Consider the following 26,478-nt stretch of genomic DNA (forward strand, 5'->3'; position numbering starts at 1 on the left):
GGGTGAGGGAAAAAGGTTAGCAGGTTTGAGCGATCAGAGTAACAAGGGAAGGAAAAGCATCTTCCTCGACTGCGCAGGATTTTCCGCGTTTGCGGAAAATCCTGCTGTGCTCGGAATGACAGAACTTCTGCGGAGGCTATTCAGAAACGCAGGCCAACCCCTCCGGTGACTATATTGCTTTTCCAGTTGTACAGATTGCTGGGATTACCGAGATTCGATTCGAATTTGAAATAGCGGGTCTCGTAGGTGCCCGCGACATACCACCACTTGCCAAAGTTGTAGCCGATGCGCCCACGCAGAAAATATCCATGGTCGAGGCTAGGACTAGGTAGCGGAACTGTGTTGAGCGAGGACCGTTTATAGTGCGGGGTAAGTTCCGGAGCGCCCTTGACCTCGAGAAAGGCGCGCTTTTCGGGACCGAACTTGTATCGGATGACGAGCGGCAACTCGAGCGTCTCCAGATTATCCCGGTTCAGGGTCTGGCCACTCACCCGTGCCGGCGGCATATAGATCTTGCGGACTCCGCCGTCAAAGCCTATGGAAAAATTATGCACTCCCCAGATAGCGCCGCCATACACGGCGAACTCTTTGGAATGATTGTTCGTATCGCTGGGCACCCGAATCTCGCCGCCGGCTACGATGCTTGGTCCGCCATGCTTCTGCGATGGCCTGATAACGGTCACGTCGCCGTTAATGTCGAGAACGGCATCAGAGACCGAGGGCAAGGAAGCAAACTGATCGGTGGTCTCTCCCAGATTCAGATCCAGGGTTCCGCGTTGACAATAGGCCGGAACCGTGGGTAAAAGGAACAGCAGAAACAGACATATGCGGACCCAGTCCGCCTTACCGGGCGTCATCAATACGTTTCCTCCACCAGTGGGCAGTGTACACTCCCGCCAATGCCGCCGGACAGTTGGCGAGCAGATTCGGAGATTTTCGGAAAGGCTAATGCCGATGCATATGGTCTGATGCGCAGGATCGGGGAATCGTTTTATGCCCGTGTAGCCGGACTGCGGTCATCGTGAGCAACTGGCGACGGCGACACGGTGAGCCCGAGCTGGCGCTCGGTGGCGGGGTAGAGAACCGGCCCCACGGCACGAGTTCGCATGAAGCAGACGAAATCTACGATCCCTGCTTTTCCAGGACGATCTCGGCTTTTTTGGCTGTCATCTTTTCCTTGCGCAAGGCGCGAGCAACGTCGCCCAGAGGCGCCGGTTCCGGATAGGGAGAGCCGAACTCCCAAAGGGGACGCTCGCCCTGTGCATAAGTGTAAGCTCCGCCGCCCACCAGAGGATGCTCGGTTGCCAGCGAATGTGTTTCAGCATGAAGAACGTGGCTAGGAGGCTCAATAATCTGTGGTTGATTCGACAGCACTGCGACTCCGGTTTGTCCGAATGCGGAAGCGGCACAGACGATGAACAGCCCAAGAAATGTGGTCTTCATAAGTTTTGAGTCCATCCCTACAGGTGCAACCAGCGTGCCAACCACAATCGCTTCCGATTCATAAACTTACGATAGAAAAGTAAAGAATCACGCAAGATTTTGCACATTTATGGGAAAGTACAGATGGTGGGCCGTAAGCCCAACCTACAGAGGAAGCGTCCAAGTGCATTGGAGGAGATTCCTGCGTTGCGTGCTATGCGTCGGCGGTGTATGTTTTCCCCTATCAAATCGAGCTGGGAGGCAGCCGGCATGCCACAGGCAGGCAAGATGAGAAGAATGCGCGGATCGATGGGATTCGCGGCTACGCTGATCGTGATCGGCACTCTCGGCTCACATGTCATGGCACAGACAGATTGCGCTGAGGGAAACGGGGTGCTGGATATGACTCCGCCCAAGAACATGTCAGCCGACGAACTCATTCAAAAATTCGCGGCGCAGGAGACCAAGGTGAAAGAAGCGCGCGAGCACTACACCTACACCCAGGACGTTCTGGTGCAAACGCTCAACGATAAATCCGTCGACGGGCAGTTTCATGAGATCAGTACGGTTTCGTATGAAGACAAGGGAAAGCGGGCGGAGCATGTGACTTTCGCCGAGCAGTCTACGCTACGGGGGATCGAGCTGACCCAGGAAGACATGGACGACATCCACGTGTTTATGGCGTGGGTTCTCACGACCGAAGAACTTCCCCAGTACAGACTGAGCTACGCCGGGCAGCAGCACGTAGACGATCTCGATACTTATGTGTTTCACGTCGAGCCGAAGAAAGAAGAAAAGAATAAACGGTATTTTCAGGGCAGGGTGTGGGTCGACGACAAAGACTTGCAGATCGTGAAGCTGTGCGGCAAGAGCGTGCCGGATATCGTGCGCGTGAAAAAGAACAGGCCGATGGACGTCAGGCCGACGTTTGTAAGCTACCGGCAGTACCTGGACGGAATGTGGTTTCCGGCGTATGCGCGGGTCGACGACACGCTGCACTTCCAGGTTCAGGCCATTCACGTCCGCGAGATCGTAAAATTCAGGGACTACAAGCGGTCCGGAACCGCCGCTGCCGCAGCAAAACCATGACTTCAAAAACATGACCTCGAAAACACAACCGCGGGTTCCTGTTGCTGGGGAAATCAGCACAGCACTTGAACCCTGATTTCAGGTGTGATGTACTCCTAGTTTATGGCAGAAGAAAAGAAGGGCAGTGCGAGTAAGGACGTCGTCCTCTGGATTATTACTGTCGCCCTGGTGGCGCTGGCGATCTTCTGGTACATGAAGCCGCGATAGCCGTTTGCGAAGCGTGCTGCTACGGGGAGCGCAGGTGGTGCTTTGTCTGGCTGGAAGTTCGCTGGGCACAGCCGAATCACGCCCAGGGGGCGGAACAGGCCGCGAGCAGGAGTTCGGCGGCGACCAGATCTTCCAGAGCGCAGCCCACGCTCTTGAATACGGTAATCTCATCTCTGCTGCGTCTTCCCTGCCTGTTCCCGCTGACCAATTCGTGAAGATCTCCAGCGATGTGATCGCGCGTAATCGCCCCTTCCTGGATCGGAATCAACAAATCTCCGACTTCCGATAACGAACCGCCATAGGTATCGACCACAACGCGCGATCGCTGAATCGTAACGGTATCCACTTCGCGGTTTTGAGGACGGTATGCTCCCACCAGGTTGAGATGGGTTCCGGGACGCAGGTCGCGGCCGTTGAAGAGTGGAGCGGGGTGCGAGGTGCAGGTGCAAATTACGTCGGATTCGGCGGCGCAGGCGCGGGCATCGACGGCCATAATCGTAAGACCGGGCACGTCGCCGGAAACCTTGCGGATAAACTCCAGAGATCGGTTTGGATTGCGTCCGCAGACCAGAACGCGTTGAAACTTGCGCACCAGCGGCAGCATCGCCAGATGAGTAAGCGCCAATCGCCCAGTACCGAAGATGCCAAGCGTGGATGCGTCAGGGCGGGCCAGAAATTTCGTGGCTACGGCCGAGGTTGCGGCCGTGCGCAGGTCGGTGAGGTAGTTGGCGGCGATCATGAGGCGTGGTTGAGCAGTCTCGGAATCAAGCAGCAGATAGGTCGCCTGCACGCGGCCTGCGGTGAGAGCGGCGCCAGATTCATCAGCGACCGGTTCGTCGCTGTCCGCGGCAATTCGAGTTTGGGCGCGGGACCGAACATGGTCTCGAACCATCACCAGCTTCATTCCGAGTGTGCCGGTCGCGCCGTCGTAACAGGACATCGCAAGGAAAATCCCGTTGGCGAGTTCGGCGTGGGTGCGCGGCGGCAGGCTGATGGAGGGATAACGCTCGCGGAATGCCGTTTCGATAACAGCACAGAGGCGAGCCGGATCGAGCAGGCGGCGGACATCAGCTTCCGTGAGATGGGTAGAAGACATTTGGGGTTGGCGCGAACTCATTTTACAGAAGGGGCGGCGCTTGCGAGGAATGAGAGAAATGGCGCGAGTCGGCGCTTCCGGAGCCAATTGTGGCATGCTGCAAAAATATTCACAGTTGACAGAGACGGCCAAGAACCGCAGAATCAATCGGATTTGTTGTTTCCCTGCATCCTGAGAGCTGTGGACTCCGGATCCCGATCAGCACTTTGTGTTCGCTTTCCGTAAACTTCAACGGTTTCATCGACCCTAAGGAGAATCCCTAAACATGAAGCAATTTACTGTGCTCAGCCTTCTGGCTGCGCTTGCTCTGGTTGCCTGCGGAACAGGCACCGCCCTTGCCCAGGAAGATACTATGCCGGCCCACCCCAGGTTCGCCCGTCTGCTGCCCAAACTGCATGCCGACAACGGCAACACGCCCTTGACTCCACTAACGACCTGGAATGGATCGTTCGTGTATAAGAGCCACACCTATAACTACAACATGGTTGGAACCGATCCGACCACCGGGACATCGACCACAGTCAAAACGTTTCTGATCCCGATCGCCCTGAAATATGTGAAGAATGGCGTAACCACGATCTTCAGCCCCGAAACCGTGCAGAGCAACGGCAAGTCGGCGGTGCAGAACACGATCGGTTCGCCGATTTTTAAGAATATGGCCTGGGTCACCCCCGAAGGAACCTCTTTGGGAACCACGCAGTACGAAGATGCATTCCAGCGCGGCAACTTCTGGTCGGAAGTCGCCGGTACTAACTATCATGTGTTGCTGGCCCAGCCCAAGCTTGTCCCCTTGCAGACCCTCACGGTGCCGGCGGGCGACGGTAGCGTCACCACGGAGTTTGGCATCACGGTGGGCACGGCCGACATCAATTGGTTCGATGGCCAGCTTCAGGCCATCCTCACCAAGTATGCCAAGGTCATCACGCCGAACACCCTTCCGATCTTCATCACCTACGATTCGTATCTGACGGACTTCGGATGCTGCATCGGCGGTTATCATAGCTCCTATGGCAGCACCTCGGCACCTCAAGCGTATTCACATTTCACCTACATCAGCACCCCCGGCATCTTCTCGCAGGACGTTTCCGCGATGTCCCACGAAGTCGGCGAGTGGATGGACGATCCGCTGGTCGTGAACACAGGCGGCAATCCGGTTTCTTGCGGGATTCTGGAAGTCGGCGATCCGGAGGAAGGCTTCTCGAATTATGGAGCATTCCCCTACGTGCTGAATGGATTCACCTATAACCTCCAGGATCTGGTTTACCTGGAATACTTCGGCGCGCCCAACACCACGTCAGTGGACGGCGGGACCGAATCGTTCCACGACAATCCGTTTAAGCTGGGTATCTGCAACAACGGCGGTTAGTCGGCATTTTTGATTTAGATCAACCCGTCCCGCAAGGGACGGGTTTTTCATTTCCCCGCGCGGCCGGTGGGCGGAGAACGCAGAATACTCGGAAGTACATTGGCGGGCAAAACAAATTTACGAAAAACGAAATTCCTTTTGCAATTTACAAAAACAGAACAAAACAGCAGCCCATAACATTTGCACATTGACTACGCGTCTACTGTGGGACTAGAAAAATCTGACCCTGAATTCAGGACGAGGAGCGGGTTGCGGGCGAACTCGATCCTGGATGGCTTGTGGGCCTGGTACAGGGTTGATTACCAAATGTGGTCAAAAAGAAAATTCCCAAGGAGACCAGATGTTATGAAAAGAAGAAAAGCTTTTTGCCTGAGTTCCACAACTGCCCTGTGTATGTTGATCTGCGTTGGGTTGGCTGGGAGCGTGCTTGCCCAGGATGCTGAAGTTGCCAAACCTCGCCCCAGGTATGTGGTAATGCCCCCGCATGTCCGTTCCGATGTTGCCCCGCCGCCGGCGTCGTTGCAGAGTTGGAATGGATCGTTCACCTACAGCGGTAAGAACTACACCTACAATATGGTCGGCGCGGCGCCTTCCACGAACGCGAGTGCCACTGTCACGACTTACATTATCCCGGTCAAGATCGTGATCACATCGCGCACTGGATCGAAGACTACCTTCGATCCTCAGCACGTGCTCTCGAACGGAAACACGGTGGTCACCAACACCGTAGATTCGCCGATCTTCGATTCCACCACAACCTACACCCAAGGTGGGGTGGACGTAGGCACGACCCAGTACATTGACGCGTTTCAGCGCGCCAACTTCTGGAGCATCGTGCATTCGAATACCAACTCGCACCTGCTGTTAAGTGAGACCGTGCTGGCGGAGCAGACCTTGAGCCCGACTCGGACTTACGGCACAACGGGGAGCCCGTTTGGCTTCACGGCAGCGGAAGTCGACATCAACTGGTTTGACTCCCAAATTCCGGGCCTGATCAGCAAGCTGGGAATTCAGCCCAACCAGTTTCCCATTTTTCTGCTCTATGACACGTATCTGACGCAGAACGGCTGCTGCATCGGCGGCTACCACAGCTCGGAAGGCAGCGTTAGCAATCCGCAATCCTATGCGGAAGCAACCTATGTGGATCATCCGGGAGCTTTCTCGCAGGATGTGTCGGCCTTGTCGCACGAAGTCGGCGAATGGGCAGACGATCCGCTCACCGTCAACTACAACGGAAACAATACGCCCTGCGGAATTCTGGAAGTAGGCGATCCGGAAGAGGGAGACTCCAATTATGGCGGCTATCCGTACATGCTGCACGGCTTCACCTACAACTTGCAGGACCTGGTGATGCTGCGCTACTTCGGAGCGCCCGCGACCACATCGGTAAACGATTGGTGGAGCTTCCAGGGAAATTCGTCCTTGTCGGTTTGTTCGAACGGATCGTAAATAGTTTCTGCACCTTCCCCCCGCAGGGCCCGCTCCGCAAGGGGCGGGCTTTTTTTGTCCTCATCGAACAGAATAAGCAGCAGATCAAGCAGTGAAGGGACGCTCTTCAAGCGAGACGGCAGGAGCTTCGTCCGCGAAGGTCGGCGCCAACAAGGGCCAGCCACGGCGCAGAATGTAATCGAGCCAGGCCCCCGCCATCTGGGATGTGAGAACCGCAGCTAATACCAGAGTCGTGTAGAACTGCGCGCTGACGATGCCGGCATCAAACGCCACACTGGCGAGAACGATGCCGGGCCCGCCCCGGGCGTTGGTCGTGATTGCCAGATTGATCAAATCCAGTCCTCGAAAGCCGGCGAGTCGTCCCGCCAGCGCTACAGAAAGAATCTTCGCCACACAGCTCGCTACAAGGAAGGTAAGCAGCATCCAGAAGGAGAGACCACGGCGCAGATCGAGCTTCAGTCCAACAATTGCGAAATATATGGGAATGAAAAACGCGAACCCCACTTTTCCAATTGCGTCCAGCGCATCGGCAAAAAGTCTGCGTTTCTTATGGACGACGGCGAACCCGGCGAGAAACGCCGCGAACACCAAACTCACATCAAGCGCTCCAGCCAATGCACAATAGGCCAGCAGCACAGCGATGGCATAAGCCACGGGCGAATGCCGTGCCACAATATTGAAACGCGATTTGTTAATTCGCTTCACGATGCGCGGGAGAATCGTAAGCCCTAACCCAAAAAAGCCAACGGTTGCGATCAAGTGATAGGAGAGCGCTCGCCGATCAAGCGCCGTTTTTTCGGCCAGAGCCGTAGCGATTGCCAGGGCCAGCCATAGGACAATATCTTCCAGAACCGCGACGCCTAAAACCAGCCGCGCAAAGCGTGTGTGCAATATTCTTAAATCTGCGAAGATCTTGGAGACCACCGGCACTGACGTGACCGCGACTCCGGCGGCCAAAATGATGATCAACGAAACCCGGTTGCCGTTGGGTCCGGCCAATGCGGGTCGAATCAGCCGCGGCCCCAACGCCAGCCCCAAAGCGAAAGGAATGCCTGTTCCGACAATGGTCAGCCATCCCACCTCACGGCGTTCGTCGCGCGTAAAAAGATTGCGGGTCTCGGCGCCTGAAAGGAACATAAGAAGCAGGAGCCCGAGCCAGTACACAAAATTCAGAATGTTCCCTTGATGCTTGATCGCTTCGGTCAGACCAGAGGCGAATGGCAATCGCCCCAGCATGGCGGGCCCTAATACCACGCCGGCCAGGATTTCGCCCACCACTCGTGGCTGGCGCAGTTTCATCGCAAAGTAACCCAATACCTGAGCGAAGCCGACCAGGAGGAGAAGCAGAAATAAGATTGATGCGAGATCGGAGTTCGACACGTATTTGCCCGCAGCTTGGATGCCCTTCGGAGCAGAGGGTTTGCCGCCCCGCCCGGTAATGGTTCAGTTGATTTGTACAACACATTGGTCATCCCGACCGGAGCCGTTCTTCAGGCGAAGGGAGGGATCTCCCGCCCTTCTGACCTGGCGCGTGAGCCAAACTGAACTACTACGCCAGGCGCCTCTAGGGATTGAGGCAGCTATCGGGTAATATACTTCGGCTGCAATATCGACCTATCGCGGGGGACATCTGGCGCGGTAGCCAGTTTCTGTTTCACATGAATCGCGAATTTCACAAGGCATATAGCCAGGAACTGCATAGGGACATGGAGGCGCTGGTCTTCGGCCACGCCGGGATGCCGCTCGTCGTCTTCCCTACCTCGATGGGCAAGTTCTTCGAGTATGAAGATCGCGGAATGATCGGAACGCTGGCGCCGAAGATCGACCGCGGCGAACTCCAGGTGTTTTGCCCGGACGCCGTCGATACCGAGAGTTGGTACAACAAGGGCGTGCATCCGCGGGTGCGGGTGATGCGCCATCTACAATACGAACGCTACATCCTGCATGAGTTCTTGCCCTTCATCCGGTGGAAGAACCAGGCATGGCAACTGGCTCTAACCGGTTGCAGCTTCGGCGGGTATCACGCGGTCAATTTTGCCTTGAAGCATCCCGACGTGGTAACGCATTGCGTGAGCATGAGCGGATCGTTCGACATCCACCAGTTTCTTGATGGCTATTACGACGACGACTGCTACTTCAACAATCCTGCCGATTTCATTCCAAACATGTCGGATGACTGGTTCTTGAGCCGCTATCGGCAAATGAAGATCGTGCTGGGCTCGGCGGACTGGGATATCTGTCTGGATCAAAATGTAAAGTTTTCGGCAATGTTGAATAACAAGGCAATTCCTCACTGGCTGGACGTTTGGAACGACAATTCAAAGCACGACTGGCCGCTGTGGCAGAGGATGGCCGAAAAATACTTTTGACAGGCTTTGCGAAAAACGACCTTTAGCCTTCTATCGCAACTAGAGTCTTTCGGCCCTGTCCTCTTAGTCCACTTTCAATATTTTCGCACTCGATGCCATCATGGCCCGCGCCTTCGGAGCGCCGAAAGAAGTTAACTAAAAAGGAGATTTACGCATGTCGAAGCTGAAGCGCGTGGGGCTTGTTGTTTTGTCAGTCTGCCTGGCTGGGCTGTCCACGGCCGTCGGACAGTCTACTTTGCACATTGGCCCGGGAGCTGGCACCAGCTGTGCGACTGGCTGCGGTGGCGATCCCAACCTTTTATCCGGGGCCTGGAATGTGGATATCTATCAGAATAGCGGGGGCGCTCCCACCGCCGGAGAACCCGTCCTCATCATTCTGGGCGTGCCCAGCCAATATGATCGTCGCATGCCCGCGATGCCCATTACCGGAGTCACGTCTTATAACCCCTATCCCAACGGCACCGGAGTCGCCGGCACGGCTACATTTGCAACCGGCGGAACTTACGGATTGATCAATCCTGTTTCCAACGGCTATTTCGGCATCATGCAGCCTGGGCAGGAAGTTTACTCATTCCTCGGGCTCGCGGGCGCCAACAAGTCGAATAGCTTCACCAACTGGGCAGGCGAAGACGACGAATACGTGGATTTGACCGTAACCGGATTTGCCATCCACGTGTATGCCGTTACCGCCGAACTCGGGCCGAACGGGTTGATCAACTTGTCTCTCGTACAGAAAGTGCCGAAGGGAACCTACATCGTTGCTTACTCCGTGGCCAATGGAAAAAGCTACGCGGTACCATTCACCGAGTCTGGGCTGAAGGTTAGCTACTAAATTCGCGGATTTATCGTGCGAATGAACGATTCGGGCGCAACAATTTCTGGCCGGAGCTTTCACAGCTCCGGCCTTTTCTTGCGAACCAAACTAGGGAGTACGATGAGCGCGATCAGGTATGATATTTCGTCCTAAGGACTAGGAGAATTTCGTGAGCGTTAAGAAGGTTGGCATTCTTTTTGGGATGGAGAATACATTTCCTCCGGCGTTGGTCGAGAAGATCAACTCGATGAATGTTGATGGCGTCGAGGCAGAGTTCCTGAAGATCGGCGGCATCCGCATGGATGAGCCGAAGAAGTACGCGGTAATCATCGACCGGATTTCGCAGGATATCCAGTTTTATCGCGCGTATCTGAAGAACGCCGCGCTGCACGGAACGATCGTCGTCAACAATCCGTTCTGGTGGACGGCCGACGACAAGTTCTTCAACTACGCTCTCGCTCACAAGATGGGCGTGGCGATTCCGCCGACGGTGATTCTGCCCCACAATAAGCATCCCGAAGGAACGACCGACATGTCGATGCGGAATTTAATGTTTCCGCTGAACTGGCAGGAGTTGTTCGACTACGTCGGCTTCCCGGCGTTTTTGAAGCCTTATTCCGGAGGCGGATGGAAGCATGTCTATCATGTGCACTCGCCGGAAGAATTTTTTCATTACTACAACCAGACCGGCGACTTGTGCATGACCCTGCAGCACGGCGTGGTGTTCGAAGAATATTACCGCTGCTACGTGGTGGGGCAAGAGAAAGTGCACATCATGAAATACGATCCGCGGGCGCCGTTTCATGAGCGCTACGTGAAGGGGAATCCGCCGCCGTCCTCGCCGGCACTGCATCAGCGCATGGTGAAGGATGCGTTGTCGCTCTGCCGGGCTTTGGGATACGACTTGAATACCGTCGAGTTTGCAGTTGAGGGCGGAGTGCCCTATGCAATCGACTTTCTGAATCCAGCGCCGGACGCTGAGGTCACATCGGTAGGTCAGGAAAATTTCGAATGGATATTGAACGCCGTCGCAGAGATGGCGGTGAAGATGGCGCTAAGCGGCGAGAGTCCGGTGAAGGAGTTGCGCTGGGCAGAGTTCCTGGCGGGATCGCCGGCGGAGAAACCGCAACGCAAGGCCGAACCGGAGTGGGTCGCGGCACGAAAGAAAGGAAAAGTGACGAAGTAGTCGCCGCGCTAGGTCAATAAGCCCAATTTCTCCTGTACCTAAATGGCTTGTCATCCTGAGGACCGCGTTCTTTGCGGGCCGAAGGATCTATGCAGCTTGGCAGCACTCTCGAAGTTGCAGGCAACTGCATGGGTTCCTTTGCTTCGCTGAGGATGACGGACCGTTTTAGATTATGAAAGGCAAAGCTGCCGCTAAAACCGTAGACGAATATCTGGCTCAACTTCCCGAACCGCCGCGCAGCACGCTGAAACATGTTCGTGCCGTGATTCAGTCGGTGGTGCCGAAGGAAACGACCGAAGTAATCAGCTACGGGATTCCAATGTTCAAGAACAACGGAATGCTCGTTGGCTACGCGGCATTTAAAAATCATTGCGGCTTATTTCCGACCGGTCGGGCGTCATGAACACCTTTGCAAAGGAGTTGAAGGGCTATCGCACTTCGAAGGGGACCATCCGATTCCCATCCGACAAGCCTTTGCCCGACGCCCTGATTAAGAAGATCGTGAAAGAACGGGTTAAGGAAAACGCGGAGTGGGATTGGGTTTGCCGTGGTTTTTCCGCCCGTTGGTATACTGGAAGAGTTCGCCGTGAGCCATGGTATTGGCGGCGAACAGCAGTTTCCTCGCTTCGCGAGGAATGAGAATGAGTGGAGAAGAGTGACGGCAAAACAAGCGAATGACCCCGACTTTCACCATCGGAATTGAAGAGGAATATCAGACCGTCGACCCGGCGACGGGAGAGCTGCGGTCGCATATTCATGCCGAGCTTTTGCAGAAGGGCAAAATGCTTCTGCAGGAGCGGGTCAAGGCGGAGATGCACCAATCCGTCATTGAAGTAGGCACGGGGATTTGCCAGAACATCAAAGAGGCCAAGGCGGAAGTAAAGATGCTCCGGCGCGACATTGTGCGCCTGGCCAAGGAGAACGGCCTGCGGCTGGCGGCGGTGGCGACGCATCCGTTTTCGGATTGGCGGGTGCAGGAAATTTATCCAGACGACCGTTACAAGGGAATTGTCGAAGACTTGCAACTGGTGGCGCGGGCCAATCTGATTTTCGGCCTGCACGTGCATATCGGCATCGATGATCGTGAGACCGCGATTCACATGATGAATCACGCGCGCTATTTTCTGCCGCACATTCTGGCGCTATCGACTAATTCGCCCTTCTGGCTGGGAATGAACACCGGACTGAAATCATATCGGTGCAAAGTATTTGACAAGTTTCCGCGCACTAATATTCCGGATTATTTCCCGAGTTGGGGCGAATACGAGAATTTCATCAAACTCCTCATTAAGACCAACTGCATCGACAACGCCAAGAAAATCTGGTGGGACCTTCGGCCGCATCCTTTTTTCAATACGCTCGAATTTCGCGTCTGCGACGTACCCATGCGGGCGGATGAGACGATCGCACTGGCCGCGCTGATTCAGGCGACTGTAGCGAAACTTCACAAGCTGTTTACAGCGAATCAGGGATTCCGCTTGTACCGGCGCGCGCTGATCATGGAAAACAAGTGGCGGGCTTCGCGCTATGGCCTCGACGGCAAGATGATCGATTTCGGCAAGCAGATCGAAGTTCCGGCGCGGGACTTGATCCACGAGTATCTGCATTTCGTAGACGACGTTGTGGACGAACTGGGCTCGCGCGAAGAATTGAATTACATCCACAAGATTCTGGAGCACGGCAGCGGGGCCGACCGCCAGTTGCGCGTGTTCGAGCAAACCGGGGATTTGAAGAAAGTTGTCGATTACATCATTGAAGAAACGGAAGCGGGTTTGGAAGACGATCCGGTTGCCGTTCGAAAAGTAGGTTAATGAGCGCTCACGTGGACCAAGTCAAAACTCCCGCTCCGCCTGTGCAAAATACACAGGCACAACGTCAGGCCAACCTTAACATTCCATTCGATCCTGAGTACACGCCGGGGGCTGTCAATGCCGTCAAAGTGTGCTTGCGCGTGCAGCCTGACGAGCAGGTCTGTTTGATCACCGACGAGGCGACGATTGAGATCGCAGCCGCCATTGGGCATGAACTGCAAAAACTGGGCGCGCCTTATCACGCCTGGGTGCTGGAAGAGTTGGCGGAGCGTCCGCTGACTGATTTGCCGCGCGCGATTCTCGATGATCTCGAAACCAGCCAGGTTTCGATTTTTGCGGTGCAGGCACAGACGAACGAGCTGCGGTCACGCATCCAGATGACCGACGTGGTCAACCGGCGCAAGATTCGCCACGCGCACATGGTAAACATCAATCGCCAAATCATGCTGGAAGGCATGCGCGCGGATTTTCAGAAAGTCGACCGCTTGAGCGCCAAGGTAGTTGCCATGGTGCGGAAGGCGCGGCAGGTGCGGGCCACGACCGCAGCCGGCACGGATCTGACTGCCGATTTGAATCCCAATTACAAGTGGCTGAAGACCAGCGGAATTATCTCGCCGGAAAAGTGGGGCAACTTGCCGGGCGGGGAAATTTTCACGACCCCGGGCGAGGTCAACGGAACGTTTGTGATTGATGGCGTAGTGGGCGATTATCTGTGCGCGAAGTTTGGCAATTTGCAGGACAATCCGCTAACCATACGCATGAAGGGTAACCGGCTCACCGAAGCGCACTCGCAGAATCGCGAACTGGAAAACGACTTCTGGAAATATACTCACACCGACGAGAACAGCGACCGCGTTGGCGAGTTTGCTATCGGCACGAATATCGACTTAAAAGAAGTGATCGGGCAGATTCTCCAGGACGAGAAGTATCCCGGCGTGCATATTGCGTTTGGCAATCCCTACGGCGCCCACACCGGTGCGGAGTGGGATTCGACCACGCACATTGATGTTGTCGGGCGGAAATTTAATATCTGGGTTGACGACGAGCAGATTATGCGCGAGGGGAAGTTTCTGGTGGAAGCGTAGGAAACTATGGTCGTGGAGCCTTATAAGTTCGGCCATCTGAACGCATCGGGGGTTGAGGCTCCGTTCCAGTACGCGAACTGCTGGGCGGTGGAGAAGACAAGCGGACCACCCCGGCTGGTCATCGCTCCGGCCGCGGCTCAAATCAGGATAATTAGCAAACTGACTGCCGCGATGGAAAGCCCATTCGGTCTTCTTTTCGTTTTGCTAGTCCCGCGCGGCGGCGGAGAAGCGGGCCGCTATCAGAGTCCCGAGCCGATCAACTCGCACCAGCTTGAAGAGTTCCTGTGGGAGTTTCAGGACCTTCTTGAAAAGGACGCTCGCCACCATTTCTGGATCATGTCAATCGACAACTCTTCTCTGCTCGTGTATGACAACCACAACGTCATCTATGCGTACGGCCCGCTTGAAGCCTTCGAGAGAATCTTGACTTCCGATGGTTTCGCCAAGTGTGACGATGTGCAATTCCCTGTGCCGCACATGCATCGATACAATGCTGAATTCGACGAGCAACAAAGACAGCTATTGAAACATTGGGATTGGATAAAGTTCCCGCTCCAAGATTCGGACGACAGGTAAGCTCTCGTGCCCCACCGGCCGACAATCAAACAGTATGATTCCTTCTCTGCGCGAGGCGTTCAACACCGGATTCACTCCTGAAAAATATCAAGATTTTTTACGGCGCGTGGACGAGACTTGCGGGACGCAGGTGCAGTTTCGGCTGTCCGAGACACCTTGCTTCTTTCCGAAGGAACTCATCGACCGCATCGCCACAGATGGCCAGTCGCTGATTCGGCAATTGGTCGACAGTCCGGCCTACCGTGCGAAATCGGATGAGGCGGTTCCAGCCGAATTCAAAGTCCCAAATGAAGCGCCGCATCCCATGTTTGTGCAAGTGGATTTTGGGCTGGTGCGCAATGAGCTCGGCGAGTTGCAGCCGAAACTCGTCGAGTTGCAAGCTTTTCCTTCCCTGTATGCCTATCAGGGGCCGCTGGCGGAGACCTATATCAATGTGTATGGGCTACGGGAAATGGCGACGTCGGTCCTCGGCCCTCGGTCGTCGGTCAAGTATTTCCTCAGCCGGCTTGATGGGGATTCGTATCGCGAGCTGCTGAACCGGGCCATCGTCGGCAATCATGATCCTGAGAATGTGATTTTGATGGAGATCGATCCGCTCCATCAGAAGACCGTTCCGGATTTTCTGCTGACAGAGAAAATGCTGGGCGTGCGCACCGTCGACATTGTCGACATCAAGAAAGAAAGTTCGCGGCTCTATTACGAGCGCGGCGGGAAGCGTGTGCCGATCGAGCGCATCTATAACCGCGCCATCGTCGATGAACTGGAGCGCAAGCACATCAAGCTCGCGTTTGACTGGCGCGACGATCTCGACGTCGAGTGGGCGGGACATCCCAATTGGTATTTCCGCATCAGCAAGTTTTCCATTCCCTACTTGAAGCATGAGTCGGTGCCGAAGACCTGGTTCCTGGATCGCCTCGATGAAATTCCTGTTGATCTGGAAAACTATGCGCTGAAGCCGCTGTATTCTTTTGCGGGGCTGGGAGTAATTATCGCGCCGAAGAAAGAAGATATCGCCGCGATTCCGGCGGAGAAGCGTCCCCACTACATTTTGCAGGAGCGCATGCATTTCGAGCCGGTGATTGCAACTCCCTTCGGTCCCACGAAGGCCGAAGTGCGCGTGATGTATGTATGGCTCGAAAAATTGATGCCCGTGCTGACCATCATTCGCATGGGCCGCGGGCTGATGATGGGCGTGGATCACAACAAGAATATGGAGTGGGTAGGGGCCTCGGCGGGATTTTATTTGGAAGAGTGAATCAGTGGACGGCAAAGAAGCTCACGTCTCGAAAAAACGCGAAACATAGGGACCCAGCCTTTGCGATGGGTATTCGCGGTCACTTCGCTTCTGCCGTCGCCATCCTGCGGTTGATGAGAATTCCGCCCACCACCAAGGCTAGCGTAATCCCGGCAAACAACAGCATCCATCCCCAGTACTGCATGGGATGGCGCAAGGCCCGGACAACGCGGCGGCCGTACACCTCGGCCACCAGAGCGATGGCGGAATAGCGGATCGCCCTACACACTGTCACGACGATCAGAAATCGTCCTCGCGGATAATCGGAGGCGCCTGCAGCAGCAAAAAACATGGTGGTTGGGGTTGGCAGAGGAATGATCGTGGAGGCGACCAGAGTTCCCGTGCCCCACTTCTTAAAAACATTCATGAACTTGGATACTTTGCCTTTTTTGAACTTGCTGTCAAGGTAGGCCGAGCCAGCCTTGCGCGCGATTTGAAACGTAATGTAAGCGCCGAGGATCGATCCGATCGTGGCGGTCGCCGCGTACTCCCACCACGGATTGCGGTGGCTCGCCGACAAAACCGCGGTCAGAATATCGGGGGCTCCAAAGGTTGGAATCGGAGAACTGTCGAGAACCGCCACCAAGAACAGCCCCAGCGCTCCCAGGTGCTGTATTTGCCAGGCAACGCTGCGCGTCGGTGGATGCCTGGGCTTCGGAGCGAAAAAGCTCAACATCCTGCCAATATATCAAGATGGGATCTTGTATTCGGAGACGAATTCCGCTCCGTTTTTGCAAAATAATGCCGGCGCCACGTCCGGAAAACAGCGATTGGTACGCTTTCATGATATTCGCGCAAACCGCGATTGGTCGAAGGGGCATCTGATCATATAGTGACCGGCGCTTTGTAGGCCTCGGAAAATAAGGGAGTTGACCGGATTGGGTCGGGAGCCTAACATTACCGCCGAGCGCCCTCTCATGATCGGCCAGCAGGTATCCCATTACCGTATCCTCGGCAAGCTTGGGGGCGGGGGTATGGGCGTGGTATATGAGGGCGAGGATCTCAAACTAGGCCGCCACGTCGCTCTGAAGTTCATTCCCGAAAATCTGGCCCACGACCCCAAGTCGCTGGAGCGCTTTACTCGCGAGGCGCGCGCCGCCTCGCAACTCAATCATCCCAATATTTGCACCATCCACGGTATTGAAGACAACGAGGGGCACCCCTTCATTGTCATGGAAAAGCTCGATGGCGAGAGCCTGAAGCAGCATATCTCCGGGCAACCCATGAAGGTGGAGGAAGTGCTCGACGTCGGGGTGCAGGTGGCAGATGCGCTGGTGGCATCGCACACAAAAGGAATCGTGCACCGCGACATCAAGCCGGCCAATATCTTTCTGACTCCCACTGGGCAGGTGAAGGTGCTCGACTTTGGCTTGGCCAAACTTGTGCACGGCATGGGACCGGAGAGCGACGGCAACAACGACAATTCCCTTACGGCCGTGGGCGTCATCCCCGGTACGGCAGTGTATATGTCGCCGGAGCAGGCTCGCAGCGAGACCATCGACGCCCGCAGCGATCTGTTTTCGTTTGGCGTTGTCCTTTATGAGATGTCGACCGGCAAAAAGCCATTCACCGGCAACAACTCCCTGGTCACGCTTGACGCCGTGCTGCACGCGAAACCGACGCCGCCGAAAGATTTAAATCCCAAGGTTCCGGTTGAACTGGAAGGGATCATCGGCAAGGCGATGGAGAAGGATCGCAACCACCGCTACCAGAGCGCGGCGGATATGCGTTCCGACCTGGCCCTGCTCAAGCGTGAAACCGAGTCGGGCACAGTCAAGAGTGGAACCAATACTGCGATCCTGCGCGCCGCCTCGCGAACCTTTGGCCGGAATTCGTCGTGGCAGATATATCTGGTGCTGGGCATGGCGGCTCTGCTGGTCACGGTATTGGCATCGGTAGGGGCGTGGTGGTACAAGCATCGAGAAGTGGCGAACGAGGAGCAGCGTAACGCGATCGCCGTACTGCCGCTGCAAAACATGAACGGCGATATCAACATCGACTACCTGCGCTTCGCGCTGGCCGATGAATTGTCGAATGTATTGACCTATTCGCGCTCGCTGGAAGTGCGGCCGTCCTCGGTTACTCGGAAATATGTGGCTCTCGATCTCGATCCGAAAGTCGTGGGCAAGGATCTGCGCGTCGGGCGGTTGCTGCAAGGGCACTTCATGAAGCAGGGCGACATGTTGACGGTGACGCTGGAGGCGATCGACGTGCCCACCGACCGACTGCTCTGGCAGGGCACGGTTACGGCCAAAGCCGACGACATGATTGGGTTACAGGATCAACTGGTCACCCAGGTGCAGCGCGGCTTGTTGCCGATTTTAGGTGGTGGCGCTGGCACAAACGAAGCCGCCGCCTCCCGACCGAAGAACCAGCAGGCCTATGACTTCTATTTGCGCAGCGTCGCGGTCCCGCACGATCCGGGGCCGAATAAGGAAGCCATCAAGATGTTGGAGTGGGCGGTGGGCATCGACCCCAGCTATGCGCCAGCCTGGGAGGCTCTGGGCCAGAGATATTATTGGGACTCTATTTACGGCGGCGGCGGCGAGTCCGTGTTCCAACGATCGAATTCGGCCTACGAACGGGCCTTGTCGCTCGATCCGAATCGGGGGATGGCCGCCAGCAATCTGATTACCGCTCGGGTGGAGCGGGGCGAACTCGGACGCGCCTACGATGCGGCTACCAACCTGGTGCAGCGGCGCCCACAAAGCGCCGACGCTCACTTCGCGCTCAGCTATGTGCTGCGTTACGCGGGCCTACTCGATCGCTCGACTCAGGAATGCAACTCGGCGCGAGCTCTCGACCCCGGCAACTATGCCTTCCGCTCCTGCGCGTGGTCGTTCCTGGAAATGGGCAAGACCGACCGGGCCATGGACTTTGTGCACCTGGATGCGGGTTCGGAATGGGCCGCCTGGGTCACTCCCTATGTGCATCTGGCCGAGGGCAACGTACGAGAAGCGCACGCCAGCGCAGGCAGCATGGGCAAGGGCCCAACCTATCACCGCGAACTCATGGAGGCCTGCACGGCGCAGCAACGTCCGGCGGATCTGGCACGAATTGTGCGTGAGAATGAAGCTTCGGTCATGATGGAGCCCGATGCCGAAGCCTGGTATCACGTGGGCGCGCTGATGGCGGCGTGCGGGCAGAATGAACCCGCACTGCGTCTGCTGAAGGCCGCCGTGCAGCAGAACTATTGCGCGAACGCCGCTCTGCTCGACGATCCCCTGCTGAAGGATCTGCGCAAAGACACTGCCTTCGATGAAGTGCTAACGGCCTCGAGCAAATGCGAGGCAGCTTTGAAGGAAGGGCGTCAGTAGCCGTTCTCAGTTCTCAGAAGAACCTAGTAAGCCATGCGGAAAATTACACGGCGGGCAGCCCTGAAGGCTTCGGTTGTCGGAGCGGCCTTCGGGATACCTTCCGTTGCGATGACTTTTGATGGAGCGATACTACGCAAGGGCCACATTCATCAATCAGTCTGCCGCTGGTGCTATCAGAAAATTCCTCTGGACCAACTGGCGGAATATGCCGCAAGAATCGGGCTGCGCGGCGTCGACCTGCTGCAGCCTGACGAGTACGAAATTCCGCGCCGCTATGGCTTGCTATGCACCATGGGATACGCTGGTGGCGGAGAGATCGGCAAAGCTCTCAATCGGGTCGATAATCATGCCACGATTGAGCAGGCATTCCGCACGAATATTCCTCGCGCGGCGAAGGCGGGCATGCCCAATGTGATTGCTTTTTCGGGAAATCGTGGCGGAATGTCGGACGAGGAAGGCGCGCGCAACACGATTGCCGGGCTCAATCGAGTCAAAAAAATCGCCGAAGATCACGGCGTAACCATCTGCATGGAGTTGCTCAACAGCAAGCGCGACCATCCCGATTACATGTGCGACCACACGGCCTGGGGCGTTCGCGTGATCGAAGAAGTCAATTCTCCAAACGTGAAACTGCTGTACGACATTTACCACATGCAGATCATGGAAGGTGATCTCATTGAGACAATCCGGCGAAACATCCAGTGGATTGGCCACTTTCACACCGGCGGCGTTCCGGGCCGCCACGAACTTGATCGCACACAGGAAGTTCAGTGGGACGCAGTGATGCGAGCCATCGTGGGCACTGATTACGGTGGGTATGTGGCGCATGAATTTGTTCCGTCCGGAGACCCGCTGGCTTCGCTGGGTAAAGCAGCCGATTTGTGCGACGTGTAGTCGGCTTCCGGCTTCCGGTCTTAATGAAAGAATTTGCCTCAAACCGGGGTTAGGCCGCATCCTTGTAGCGTGAGACATTCCGGATCCCCTAGCCTGCTGCGGCCGGATCGGCGCCGCGCTTCCTTCCGAATTTTTTCCAGCGTCATTCCGGCTATCGTTCATCGCCTGCGAATCTTTGGCGTTAGTCTTGTCTGTTTCCTCGCGATCCTTTCTCTTGGCGCGAGGGCGCAAGCGCCAGTCGCCGACAAATCCAGCGCACAGCCGTCCTCGAGCAATGTTCAGGCCCCCCTCAACGTCGATGCCGATCCCCCCGGCTTGTTGTACCAAGGCATCCCCGAGGACATTCCGCAGGATCAAGGACTGCCCGGTTTACGGCTCGAACTGTTGCGCCTCGGAACGACGGCGCGACTGATGCAGGTGGTCGCGCATCCCGACGACGAAGATGGCGGTATGTTGACTCTGGAGGCGCGCGGGCACGGCGTCAGCACGCTGCTGATGACCCTGAATCGCGGTGAGGGCGGCCAGAACAAAATCGGCAGCAATTTGTCGGACGTGCTCGGCGTGCTGCGGACCCTGGAATTGCTGGCGTCCGATCAAAGCTATGGCATCCAGGATCGGTTTTCCCGCGTCGCGGATTTTGGTTACTCAAAGAGCGCCGAAGAGACTTTTCAAAAGTGGGGTGGGCACGATATCGCGCTGGCGGATATGGTGCGGGTGGTTCGAACCTTTCGCCCGGATGTGCTGGTGGCGCGCTTCTCCGGCACGGAGCGCGATGGCCACGGCCACCATCAGGCGTCGAGCATTTTGACGCAGGAAGCGTTCCATGCTGCGGCCGATCCTAAGCGCTTTCCCGAACAGGTCGCCGAGGGCTTGCTTCCCTGGCAGGCGAAGAAGTTATATATCGGCAACGTCTGCGGTTTCGGGGCGATGAGCTGTCCGGACAAAGACTGGACTCTGAAGTTGAACACCGGTGAGCGCAACTTGGCGCTCGGCATGTCCTATGCGCAGTTCGCGATGCAAGGCTTGCGGCACCAGAAGTCGCAAGGCGCCGCCAACTGGACCTTGGACGACGGCGATCGGTTTACATTTTACCGCCTGGTGGCTTCGGTTGTGCCTTCCACTCTGGATAAAGATGGACACGAGAAAAGTTTCTTTGATGGCATTGATACAACGTTTCCCGCTCTCGTGTCTTCTTCAGTTTCAGGAGAGAAGCAGCCTTCGGAACTCCGTCAACAGTTAACCGAGATTGCCAAGTTGGTGGCGCAGGCGGCCGAGCTCGCAAAAGGAAATGACGCCAGAGCCGCGACAGCCCCGTTGATGAAGATCGTGACCGGGCTGAATCGCGTCAGCAATGAGATTCGCGACGCCGGCATGACACCGAAGACAAAGCTCGATTTATTGACTCGCATTGCGGAGAAGCAGCAACAGGCAGAGACCGCACTGAATCTGGCACTGGGCGTGAGCCTTACTGCAAATGTTTCAGCGGACGCAGCGGCAAATGCTCACACGCCCAAAGAAACAGATGCGCTAACTGCGGTTTCGCCGGACCAGGAATTTTTCGTAGCCGTGACCTTTCACAACGGATCGCAGCAGTCGCTGTTAATCGATCACATCAAGCTGGAAGTTCCCACCGGATGGAACACCATCAGCGGGAAAACCCGGCCCGAGACGGTCAAGCCGGGAGACGATTTGCACGCGAATTTCCGGCTGCGCGTCCCGAAAGATACGCCTTTCACGCGGCCCTATTGGCATCGCGACAATCCGGATGTAGAAGCCATAAATCGCGTCGACAATGAGAAGTACGCGACGCTTCCCTTCCCCCCTCCGGCTCTGCGGGCACGCGTGGAGTATACGACCGGAACAAGCGGAACCCAGACACGAAACGGGATCAACGCAGTCGTGGTCACTCCGTTTGTCGATGATGCCGGAAAGCAGCGCACACGGCCGCTGGCAATTGTGCCCGCATTTTCGGTGATGCTGGAACCGGGAACGCAGGTGATTCCCACGCATAACGGATCAACGACGATGGTCGCCGTGGGTGTGACCGGTAATCTGATGCGCCCGACGCATGGGGTGCTGCGGCTAGAATTGCCCGAGGGCTGGCGCTCAGAGCCAGCCCAGTTCGCCATTGAAATAAAAAAACGGGGGGAGAAACAGGACTTCCAGTTCAAGGTCTTCACCACCGCTTTGCAGGAAGGGCGTACCACGATCCACGCCGTGTTGGAATCCGACGGCGAAAAGTACGCCGAGGGATACACGCTGGTCACACGCGAAGATCTCGGCGGCTTCTATTACTACCAGCCCGCCCGGCAGCGCGTGAGCATTGTCGACGTACAGGCGCCGCATGAATTGAAGGTGGGATACATCATGGGCGCGGGCGACGACATTCCGACGGTGCTGAAGCAGGTCGGAATGGATGTCACGCTGATTCCGGCCGAGAAGATCGCGACCGAAGATTTGAATAAATATGGAACAATCGTGCTCGGGATTCGCGCCTACGACACGCAGAAAGACGTAGTCGCAAATAATAAAAAGCTCCTCGACTTCGTCTCCGCCGGCGGCACGCTGGTCGTGCAATATAACGCGAGCTGGCAAGATTTTAATGCCGGCAAATTCACTCCTTACCCCGCCGACCTAAGCCGGGCGCGGGTTTCGGTCGAGGAGGCTCCCGTGGAAATTCTGGCGCCACAAGATTCGGTCTTCCACTATCCCAACACGATAACCGCCCACGATTTCGACGGATGGGTACAGGAGCGCGGCTTGTACTTCATGAGTAGTTGGGACGATCATTACACCCCGCTGCTGTCGTGCCACGATCCCAAAGAAGAACCCCAAAAAGGCGGCCTGCTGCGGGCCCAGTACGGTAAAGGCACTTATATTTACACAGGCTACGCCTTCTTCCGTCAATTGCCGGCGGGCGTGCCCGGAGCGGTGCGGCTTTACGTGAATCTGTTGAGTGCGGGGCACGAAAAGAAGTGATCAGTGATCACTGGTCAGTTTGCGGCGGTCCACGCAGGCAGTTCAGTACAGGTCGACGAAAACTATTCACCGCAACTCCTGATGACGGGTCACTGACTGACCACTAGCCACTCACTCAATGCAATCTCCCAAAGATCCCGAGTCGAGTTCTCCCACCCTCATCCGCGGGATGGGTCTCGGCAGTGCAACTGCGCTGAACATGATCGATATGATCGGCGTGGGACCGTTTATTACCATGCCGCTGGTCGTGGCCGCCATGGGCGGACCGCAGGCGTTGCTGGGATGGATTGTTGGAGCTCTGCTGGCGGTTTGCGATGGACTAGTTTCGGCGGAATTAGGCGCAGCGCTGCCAGCCTCTGGCGGAACGTACCGCTATCTGCGCGAGATGTATGGACCGCAGAAATGGGGACGCTTGATTTCATTCCTGTTCATCTGGCAGGTGTCGTTCTCCGCGCCATTATCTATCGCCACCGGATGCCTCGGCCTGGCGGGATACGCCGCCTATTACTGGCCGGAACTAGACACGGTCTATGCCCATCACGACGCGGCGCTGGACATTCCGGGAGCCGGGGCGCTGCAGGTAAGTTGGATCGTCACGCCGGGAACCGCTGTTGCCATATTGATTTGCCTCTTTACTGTGCTTCTGCTTTACCGTCGCATCACCGCGATTGGACGGCTTTCGAACATCTTATGGTTCGGCGTGATGGGGACAATAGGCTGGATCATCTTCGCCGGCCTCACGCACTTCAACGCCGCGCAGGCCTTCGATTTTCCCCCGGGCGCGTTCACGCTTTCTCATAAATTCTGGACCGGGCTCGGCGGAGCCATGCTCATCGCCACCTACGATTATTGGGGCTATTACAACGTGAGCTTCCTGGGCGACGAGATCAAAGACCCGGCCAATAATATTCCGCGCGCGCTCCTGCTTTCCATTCTTCTGGTCGCGTGTCTATATCTAATGATGAATGTCTGCATCCTGGCCGTCGTGCCTTGGCGCGAGATGCTGGCAGCGGGACAAAACAATAGCGGCCTGTATGTGGTGTCGCTATTCATGCAAAGAATTTATGGCCCGTGGGCGGCGCGGCTAGTGACTGGATTGGTGATGACCACAGCATTCGCCTCCGTATTTTCGCTGATGCTGGGGTACTCGCGGGTGCCTTATGCGGCGGCCAAGGACGGCAACTATTTCAAGGCTTTTGCCAAAGTGCATCCCGTGTATCGCTTCCCCCATGTTTCGCTTTTGGCGTTGGGGGTGGTGGCGGCGGCATTCTGTTTTTTGCGCTTAAAAGATGCGATCGCTGCACTCGTAGTAATTCGATTGATCCTGCAATTTCTAGTGCAGGCCGTGGGGCTGATCGTGTTGCGAATTCGCCGCCCGGAAATGCCTCGGCCCTTCCGTATGTGGTTTTATCCCTTACCGGCATTGCTGGCGATTTCGGGATTTCTTTTTATTTTGTTCAGGCGGGAAAACTGGCAAAAGGAAATGCGCTATGCCGCGGCGATTCTGCTGACCGGCGTGATCATCTACTTGATTCGCGCCTGGAAGGAATCGCAGTGGCCGTTTGCCAAAGACCTGCAAACAAATTCTTAACCACAGAGGACACGGGGAACGCCGAGGCGGCCCGACAATAAATGGCAGATCAGATTTCAGTTCCGATAGTCGGGCCGGCAAATCTTCGGCGCACCGACCCGGCGTGGGCGCCGCTGGGCGAGCCGTTATTTCGCTCGCTATGGATTGCAGCGGTCATTTCCTATACCGGAACTTGGATGCAAAACGTCGGCGCAGGCTGGCTGATGACGCAGCTCACCACTTCGCCGCTCATGGTGAGCCTGGTGCAAGCAGCGGCTGCGGTGCCAGTGTTCCTGGTGGTGTTGCCCGCTGGTGCGCTGGCCGACATGGTGGATCGGCGGCGGCTCTTGCTCTTCACACAGAGCTGGATGGTCGTGGCCTCGGCGGCCCTGGGCGTATTGACGCTGCTGCACGCGGTGAATCCGTGGGTGCTGCTGATTTTTACGTTTCTGCTGGGCCTGGGCGCGGTAATGAATGATCCGGCGTGGCAGGCGATTACGCCCGACGTGGTTTCTCCCGCACGACATGCTTCAGCAGTTGCGCTAAACTCAGCCGGATTCAACGTGGCGCGGGCAGTGGGTCCGGCACTGGGCGGTCTGATCGTGGCATCGGCAGGATCAGGGTCGTCGTTTCTATTGAACGCCGCGTCATTCTTTGGCGTCATTGTCTTCTTGCGCAAGTGGCGACAGCCGCCGCATGATCCCCTGCCCAGGCAAAATCTCTACGATGCGATTGCCGAGGGCTTTCGCTACGTTCGCGGCGCGCCCGAGGTTCGCTCGGTATTGATTCGCACCGGCGCGTTCAGCGTGGGGGCAACATCCTTGCTGGCGCTGCTTCCGCTGATTTGCCAGCCTCACGGCGCGCAGGGCTACGGCTTCCTGTTAACCTGCTTCGGTCTGGGAGCCCTTGCAGGCGCCGCTCTGCTGCCTCGGCTGCGCCTGCGTTATTCGGTCGACTGGCTGGTTGCGGGCGCGACCGTCATTTTCGCCGTCATGACGTTCCTGGCCGGACAAACTCATATCTTCGAACGGCTCTGTCTGATATTGTTTACCGCGGGCGCGGCATGGATCGGCATTCTGGCCTGCTTCAACGTGGTTGCGCAGACTATGTGTCCGTCCTGGATGCGGGCGCGGGCGCTCTCCATGTACTTGCTGGTATTGCAGGGCGGCATGGCCCTGGGCAGCGCCGTCTGGGGAGAACTAGCGGCGCGCCAGGGCGTGCCGGCGGCGCTGGCATGGTCGGCGCTGGCGATGGTGGTGGGCCTGGCCAGCATCCGGCGGCATCGGCTAACCGCGGCAGAGATGAAAATGGCTCCAGCGGTCGTAAGAGACTAAGTCGTCGATTTCAAGATTTCAAAACTAATAACCCAGGAGAACCATGAGAAATAGATTGGGATTCGCGGTTTGTGGTTTGCTTTTGACGACCATGGCGGCAGCAGCACAAATGCCGAAACCCAAAGACGACCACCGCACGGTGACTCAAATATTGGATAACTCTGTCCTCAACATGGAACACGAATTTGTACCGGCCGCCGAGGCCATGCCGGAAGACAAATACAACTTCGCTCCCACCAATGGCGAGTTCAAGGGCGTGCGCACCTTTGCCGAACAGGTCAAGCACGTCGCGGCTGTCAATTACATGCTGGGAGCCGCGCTTCTCGAGCAGAAACCCCCTGTCGAGCTTGGCGGCGAGTCTGGACCAAACTCTATCGCCAGCAAAGCAGAGATTCTTAAGTTCCTGAAAGAGTCCTTCGAGTACGTCCACAAGGCAATTGCTACCATCAACGAAAAGAATCTTGCTGGAACCGTGAAGAGCCCGTTCGGCGAAGGAGCGGTGTCGCGCTTAGGGGTGGCAACCATTGTGGTCGCGCACGGCTTCAACGGCTACGGCCAGATGGTTGAGTATCTCCGGATGAATGGAATCGTGCCGCCAGCCAGCCGGTAATCCAGCTCGG

At 56.5% G+C, this 26,478-nt stretch carries 22 protein-coding genes; 17 read left to right on the forward strand and 5 right to left on the reverse strand.

Annotated features, from left to right (window positions below):
- Nucleotides 1-140 precede the first annotated feature (140 nt).
- Together VGM18_06960 and VGM18_06965 are read right to left on the reverse strand one after the other, a co-directional pair.
- Complete coding sequence (locus VGM18_06960; GenBank protein ID HEY3972725.1) at nucleotides 141-857, reverse strand: hypothetical protein; 717 nt, start codon at nucleotides 855-857, stop codon at nucleotides 141-143.
- A 265-nt stretch (nucleotides 858-1,122) separates the two neighbouring features.
- Nucleotides 1,123-1,443, reverse strand: coding sequence for a hypothetical protein (locus tag VGM18_06965; GenBank protein HEY3972726.1), 321 nt, complete (start codon nucleotides 1,441-1,443; stop codon nucleotides 1,123-1,125).
- Nucleotides 1,444-1,710: 267 nt separating this feature from the next.
- On the opposite strand from VGM18_06965, the gene VGM18_06970 reads away from it, so the two are divergent.
- Nucleotides 1,711-2,511: a hypothetical protein gene (locus VGM18_06970; protein ID HEY3972727.1), complete on the forward strand. Its 801-nt coding sequence runs from the start codon at nucleotides 1,711-1,713 to the stop codon at nucleotides 2,509-2,511.
- A gap of 283 nt (nucleotides 2,512-2,794) precedes the next feature.
- Here VGM18_06970 and VGM18_06975 read toward each other — a convergent pair whose 3' ends face one another.
- Nucleotides 2,795-3,814, reverse strand: coding sequence for an ornithine cyclodeaminase family protein (locus tag VGM18_06975; protein HEY3972728.1), 1,020 nt, complete (start codon nucleotides 3,812-3,814; stop codon nucleotides 2,795-2,797).
- 265 nt (nucleotides 3,815-4,079) lie between these two features.
- On the opposite strand from VGM18_06975, the gene VGM18_06980 reads away from it, so the two are divergent.
- Both VGM18_06980 and VGM18_06985 read left to right on the forward strand, forming a co-directional pair.
- A complete protein-coding gene (locus VGM18_06980; GenBank protein ID HEY3972729.1) occupies nucleotides 4,080-5,180 on the forward strand; it encodes a hypothetical protein in 1,101 nt (366 codons plus the stop codon).
- A gap of 345 nt (nucleotides 5,181-5,525) precedes the next feature.
- Complete coding sequence (locus tag VGM18_06985; protein HEY3972730.1) at nucleotides 5,526-6,629, forward strand: hypothetical protein; 1,104 nt, start codon at nucleotides 5,526-5,528, stop codon at nucleotides 6,627-6,629.
- A gap of 84 nt (nucleotides 6,630-6,713) precedes the next feature.
- On the opposite strand, the gene VGM18_06990 is transcribed toward VGM18_06985, so the two are convergent.
- The gene (locus VGM18_06990; GenBank protein ID HEY3972731.1) at nucleotides 6,714-8,009 is read right to left on the reverse strand and encodes a cation:proton antiporter; all 1,296 of its coding nucleotides are present in this window, start codon (nucleotides 8,007-8,009) and stop codon (nucleotides 6,714-6,716) included.
- A gap of 278 nt (nucleotides 8,010-8,287) precedes the next feature.
- Here VGM18_06990 and VGM18_06995 point away from each other — a divergent pair, with 278 nt between their 5' ends.
- The 8 genes from VGM18_06995 to VGM18_07030 all read left to right on the forward strand — a co-directional run bounded on the left by VGM18_06995 (nucleotide 8,288) and on the right by VGM18_07030 (nucleotide 15,725).
- Nucleotides 8,288-8,998: an alpha/beta hydrolase-fold protein gene (locus VGM18_06995; GenBank protein ID HEY3972732.1), complete on the forward strand. Its 711-nt coding sequence runs from the start codon at nucleotides 8,288-8,290 to the stop codon at nucleotides 8,996-8,998.
- Between the two features lie 154 nt (nucleotides 8,999-9,152).
- Nucleotides 9,153-9,830, forward strand: a complete 678-nt coding sequence (locus VGM18_07000; GenBank protein HEY3972733.1) for a hypothetical protein — start codon at nucleotides 9,153-9,155, stop codon at nucleotides 9,828-9,830.
- Between the two features lie 151 nt (nucleotides 9,831-9,981).
- Nucleotides 9,982-10,998: a hypothetical protein gene (locus tag VGM18_07005; protein HEY3972734.1), complete on the forward strand. Its 1,017-nt coding sequence runs from the start codon at nucleotides 9,982-9,984 to the stop codon at nucleotides 10,996-10,998.
- Nucleotides 10,999-11,170: 172 nt separating this feature from the next.
- Nucleotides 11,171-11,401: a DUF1801 domain-containing protein gene (locus VGM18_07010; GenBank protein ID HEY3972735.1), complete on the forward strand. Its 231-nt coding sequence runs from the start codon at nucleotides 11,171-11,173 to the stop codon at nucleotides 11,399-11,401.
- 271 nt (nucleotides 11,402-11,672) lie between these two features.
- Entirely contained in the window at nucleotides 11,673-12,809 is a 1,137-nt protein-coding gene (locus VGM18_07015) for a carboxylate-amine ligase (GenBank protein HEY3972736.1), read from the forward strand.
- An 11-nt stretch (nucleotides 12,810-12,820) separates the two neighbouring features.
- On the forward strand, nucleotides 12,821-13,894 hold the full coding sequence (locus VGM18_07020; protein ID HEY3972737.1) for an aminopeptidase: 1,074 nt from the start codon (nucleotides 12,821-12,823) through the stop codon (nucleotides 13,892-13,894).
- Nucleotides 13,895-13,906: 12 nt separating this feature from the next.
- Complete coding sequence (locus tag VGM18_07025; protein HEY3972738.1) at nucleotides 13,907-14,470, forward strand: hypothetical protein; 564 nt, start codon at nucleotides 13,907-13,909, stop codon at nucleotides 14,468-14,470.
- Between the two features lie 34 nt (nucleotides 14,471-14,504).
- The gene (locus tag VGM18_07030) at nucleotides 14,505-15,725 is read left to right on the forward strand and encodes a hypothetical protein (protein HEY3972739.1); all 1,221 of its coding nucleotides are present in this window, start codon (nucleotides 14,505-14,507) and stop codon (nucleotides 15,723-15,725) included.
- Nucleotides 15,726-15,804: 79 nt separating this feature from the next.
- On the opposite strand, the gene VGM18_07035 is transcribed toward VGM18_07030, so the two are convergent.
- Nucleotides 15,805-16,440, reverse strand: coding sequence for a VTT domain-containing protein (locus VGM18_07035; GenBank protein HEY3972740.1), 636 nt, complete (start codon nucleotides 16,438-16,440; stop codon nucleotides 15,805-15,807).
- A 193-nt stretch (nucleotides 16,441-16,633) separates the two neighbouring features.
- Between VGM18_07035 and VGM18_07040 the strand changes: the two genes are divergently transcribed.
- From VGM18_07040 to VGM18_07065, 6 genes are all read left to right on the forward strand, one after another.
- Complete coding sequence (locus tag VGM18_07040) at nucleotides 16,634-19,081, forward strand: protein kinase (protein ID HEY3972741.1); 2,448 nt, start codon at nucleotides 16,634-16,636, stop codon at nucleotides 19,079-19,081.
- A 33-nt stretch (nucleotides 19,082-19,114) separates the two neighbouring features.
- Nucleotides 19,115-19,975, forward strand: a complete 861-nt coding sequence (locus tag VGM18_07045; protein ID HEY3972742.1) for a TIM barrel protein — start codon at nucleotides 19,115-19,117, stop codon at nucleotides 19,973-19,975.
- Nucleotides 19,976-20,044: 69 nt separating this feature from the next.
- The gene (locus tag VGM18_07050) at nucleotides 20,045-22,954 is read left to right on the forward strand and encodes a PIG-L family deacetylase (GenBank protein ID HEY3972743.1); all 2,910 of its coding nucleotides are present in this window, start codon (nucleotides 20,045-20,047) and stop codon (nucleotides 22,952-22,954) included.
- Nucleotides 22,955-23,072: 118 nt separating this feature from the next.
- Nucleotides 23,073-24,545: an APC family permease gene (locus VGM18_07055; protein ID HEY3972744.1), complete on the forward strand. Its 1,473-nt coding sequence runs from the start codon at nucleotides 23,073-23,075 to the stop codon at nucleotides 24,543-24,545.
- 41 nt (nucleotides 24,546-24,586) lie between these two features.
- Complete coding sequence (locus tag VGM18_07060; protein HEY3972745.1) at nucleotides 24,587-25,858, forward strand: MFS transporter; 1,272 nt, start codon at nucleotides 24,587-24,589, stop codon at nucleotides 25,856-25,858.
- 55 nt (nucleotides 25,859-25,913) lie between these two features.
- On the forward strand, nucleotides 25,914-26,468 hold the full coding sequence (locus VGM18_07065) for a DinB family protein (protein HEY3972746.1): 555 nt from the start codon (nucleotides 25,914-25,916) through the stop codon (nucleotides 26,466-26,468).
- Nucleotides 26,469-26,478 lie beyond the last annotated feature (10 nt).

Source organism: Candidatus Sulfotelmatobacter sp. (assembly GCA_036500765.1).
In the GTDB taxonomy this organism is placed as follows: Bacteria; Acidobacteriota; Terriglobia; order Terriglobales; family Acidobacteriaceae; genus Sulfotelmatobacter.

What these genes read in the sequence shown, in the direction of transcription:
- VGM18_06960 (HEY3972725.1), bottom strand. Translation starts at nt 857, where the DNA reads ATGACGCCCGGTAAGGCGGACTGGGTCCGCATATGTCTGTTTCTGCTG.
- VGM18_06965 (HEY3972726.1), bottom strand. Translation starts at nt 1,443, where the DNA reads ATGAAGACCACATTTCTTGGGCTGTTCATCGTCTGTGCCGCTTCCGCA.
- VGM18_06970 (HEY3972727.1), top strand. Translation starts at nt 1,711, where the DNA reads ATGAGAAGAATGCGCGGATCGATGGGATTCGCGGCTACGCTGATCGTG.
- VGM18_06975 (HEY3972728.1), bottom strand. Translation starts at nt 3,814, where the DNA reads ATGTCTTCTACCCATCTCACGGAAGCTGATGTCCGCCGCCTGCTCGAT.
- VGM18_06980 (HEY3972729.1), top strand. Translation starts at nt 4,080, where the DNA reads ATGAAGCAATTTACTGTGCTCAGCCTTCTGGCTGCGCTTGCTCTGGTT.
- VGM18_06985 (HEY3972730.1), top strand. Translation starts at nt 5,526, where the DNA reads ATGAAAAGAAGAAAAGCTTTTTGCCTGAGTTCCACAACTGCCCTGTGT.
- VGM18_06995 (HEY3972732.1), top strand. Translation starts at nt 8,288, where the DNA reads ATGAATCGCGAATTTCACAAGGCATATAGCCAGGAACTGCATAGGGAC.
- VGM18_07000 (HEY3972733.1), top strand. Translation starts at nt 9,153, where the DNA reads ATGTCGAAGCTGAAGCGCGTGGGGCTTGTTGTTTTGTCAGTCTGCCTG.
- VGM18_07010 (HEY3972735.1), top strand. Translation starts at nt 11,171, where the DNA reads ATGAAAGGCAAAGCTGCCGCTAAAACCGTAGACGAATATCTGGCTCAA.
- VGM18_07015 (HEY3972736.1), top strand. Translation starts at nt 11,673, where the DNA reads ATGACCCCGACTTTCACCATCGGAATTGAAGAGGAATATCAGACCGTC.
- VGM18_07030 (HEY3972739.1), top strand. Translation starts at nt 14,505, where the DNA reads ATGATTCCTTCTCTGCGCGAGGCGTTCAACACCGGATTCACTCCTGAA.
- VGM18_07035 (HEY3972740.1), bottom strand. Translation starts at nt 16,440, where the DNA reads ATGTTGAGCTTTTTCGCTCCGAAGCCCAGGCATCCACCGACGCGCAGC.
- VGM18_07045 (HEY3972742.1), top strand. Translation starts at nt 19,115, where the DNA reads ATGCGGAAAATTACACGGCGGGCAGCCCTGAAGGCTTCGGTTGTCGGA.
- VGM18_07055 (HEY3972744.1), top strand. Translation starts at nt 23,073, where the DNA reads ATGCAATCTCCCAAAGATCCCGAGTCGAGTTCTCCCACCCTCATCCGC.
- VGM18_07060 (HEY3972745.1), top strand. Translation starts at nt 24,587, where the DNA reads ATGGCAGATCAGATTTCAGTTCCGATAGTCGGGCCGGCAAATCTTCGG.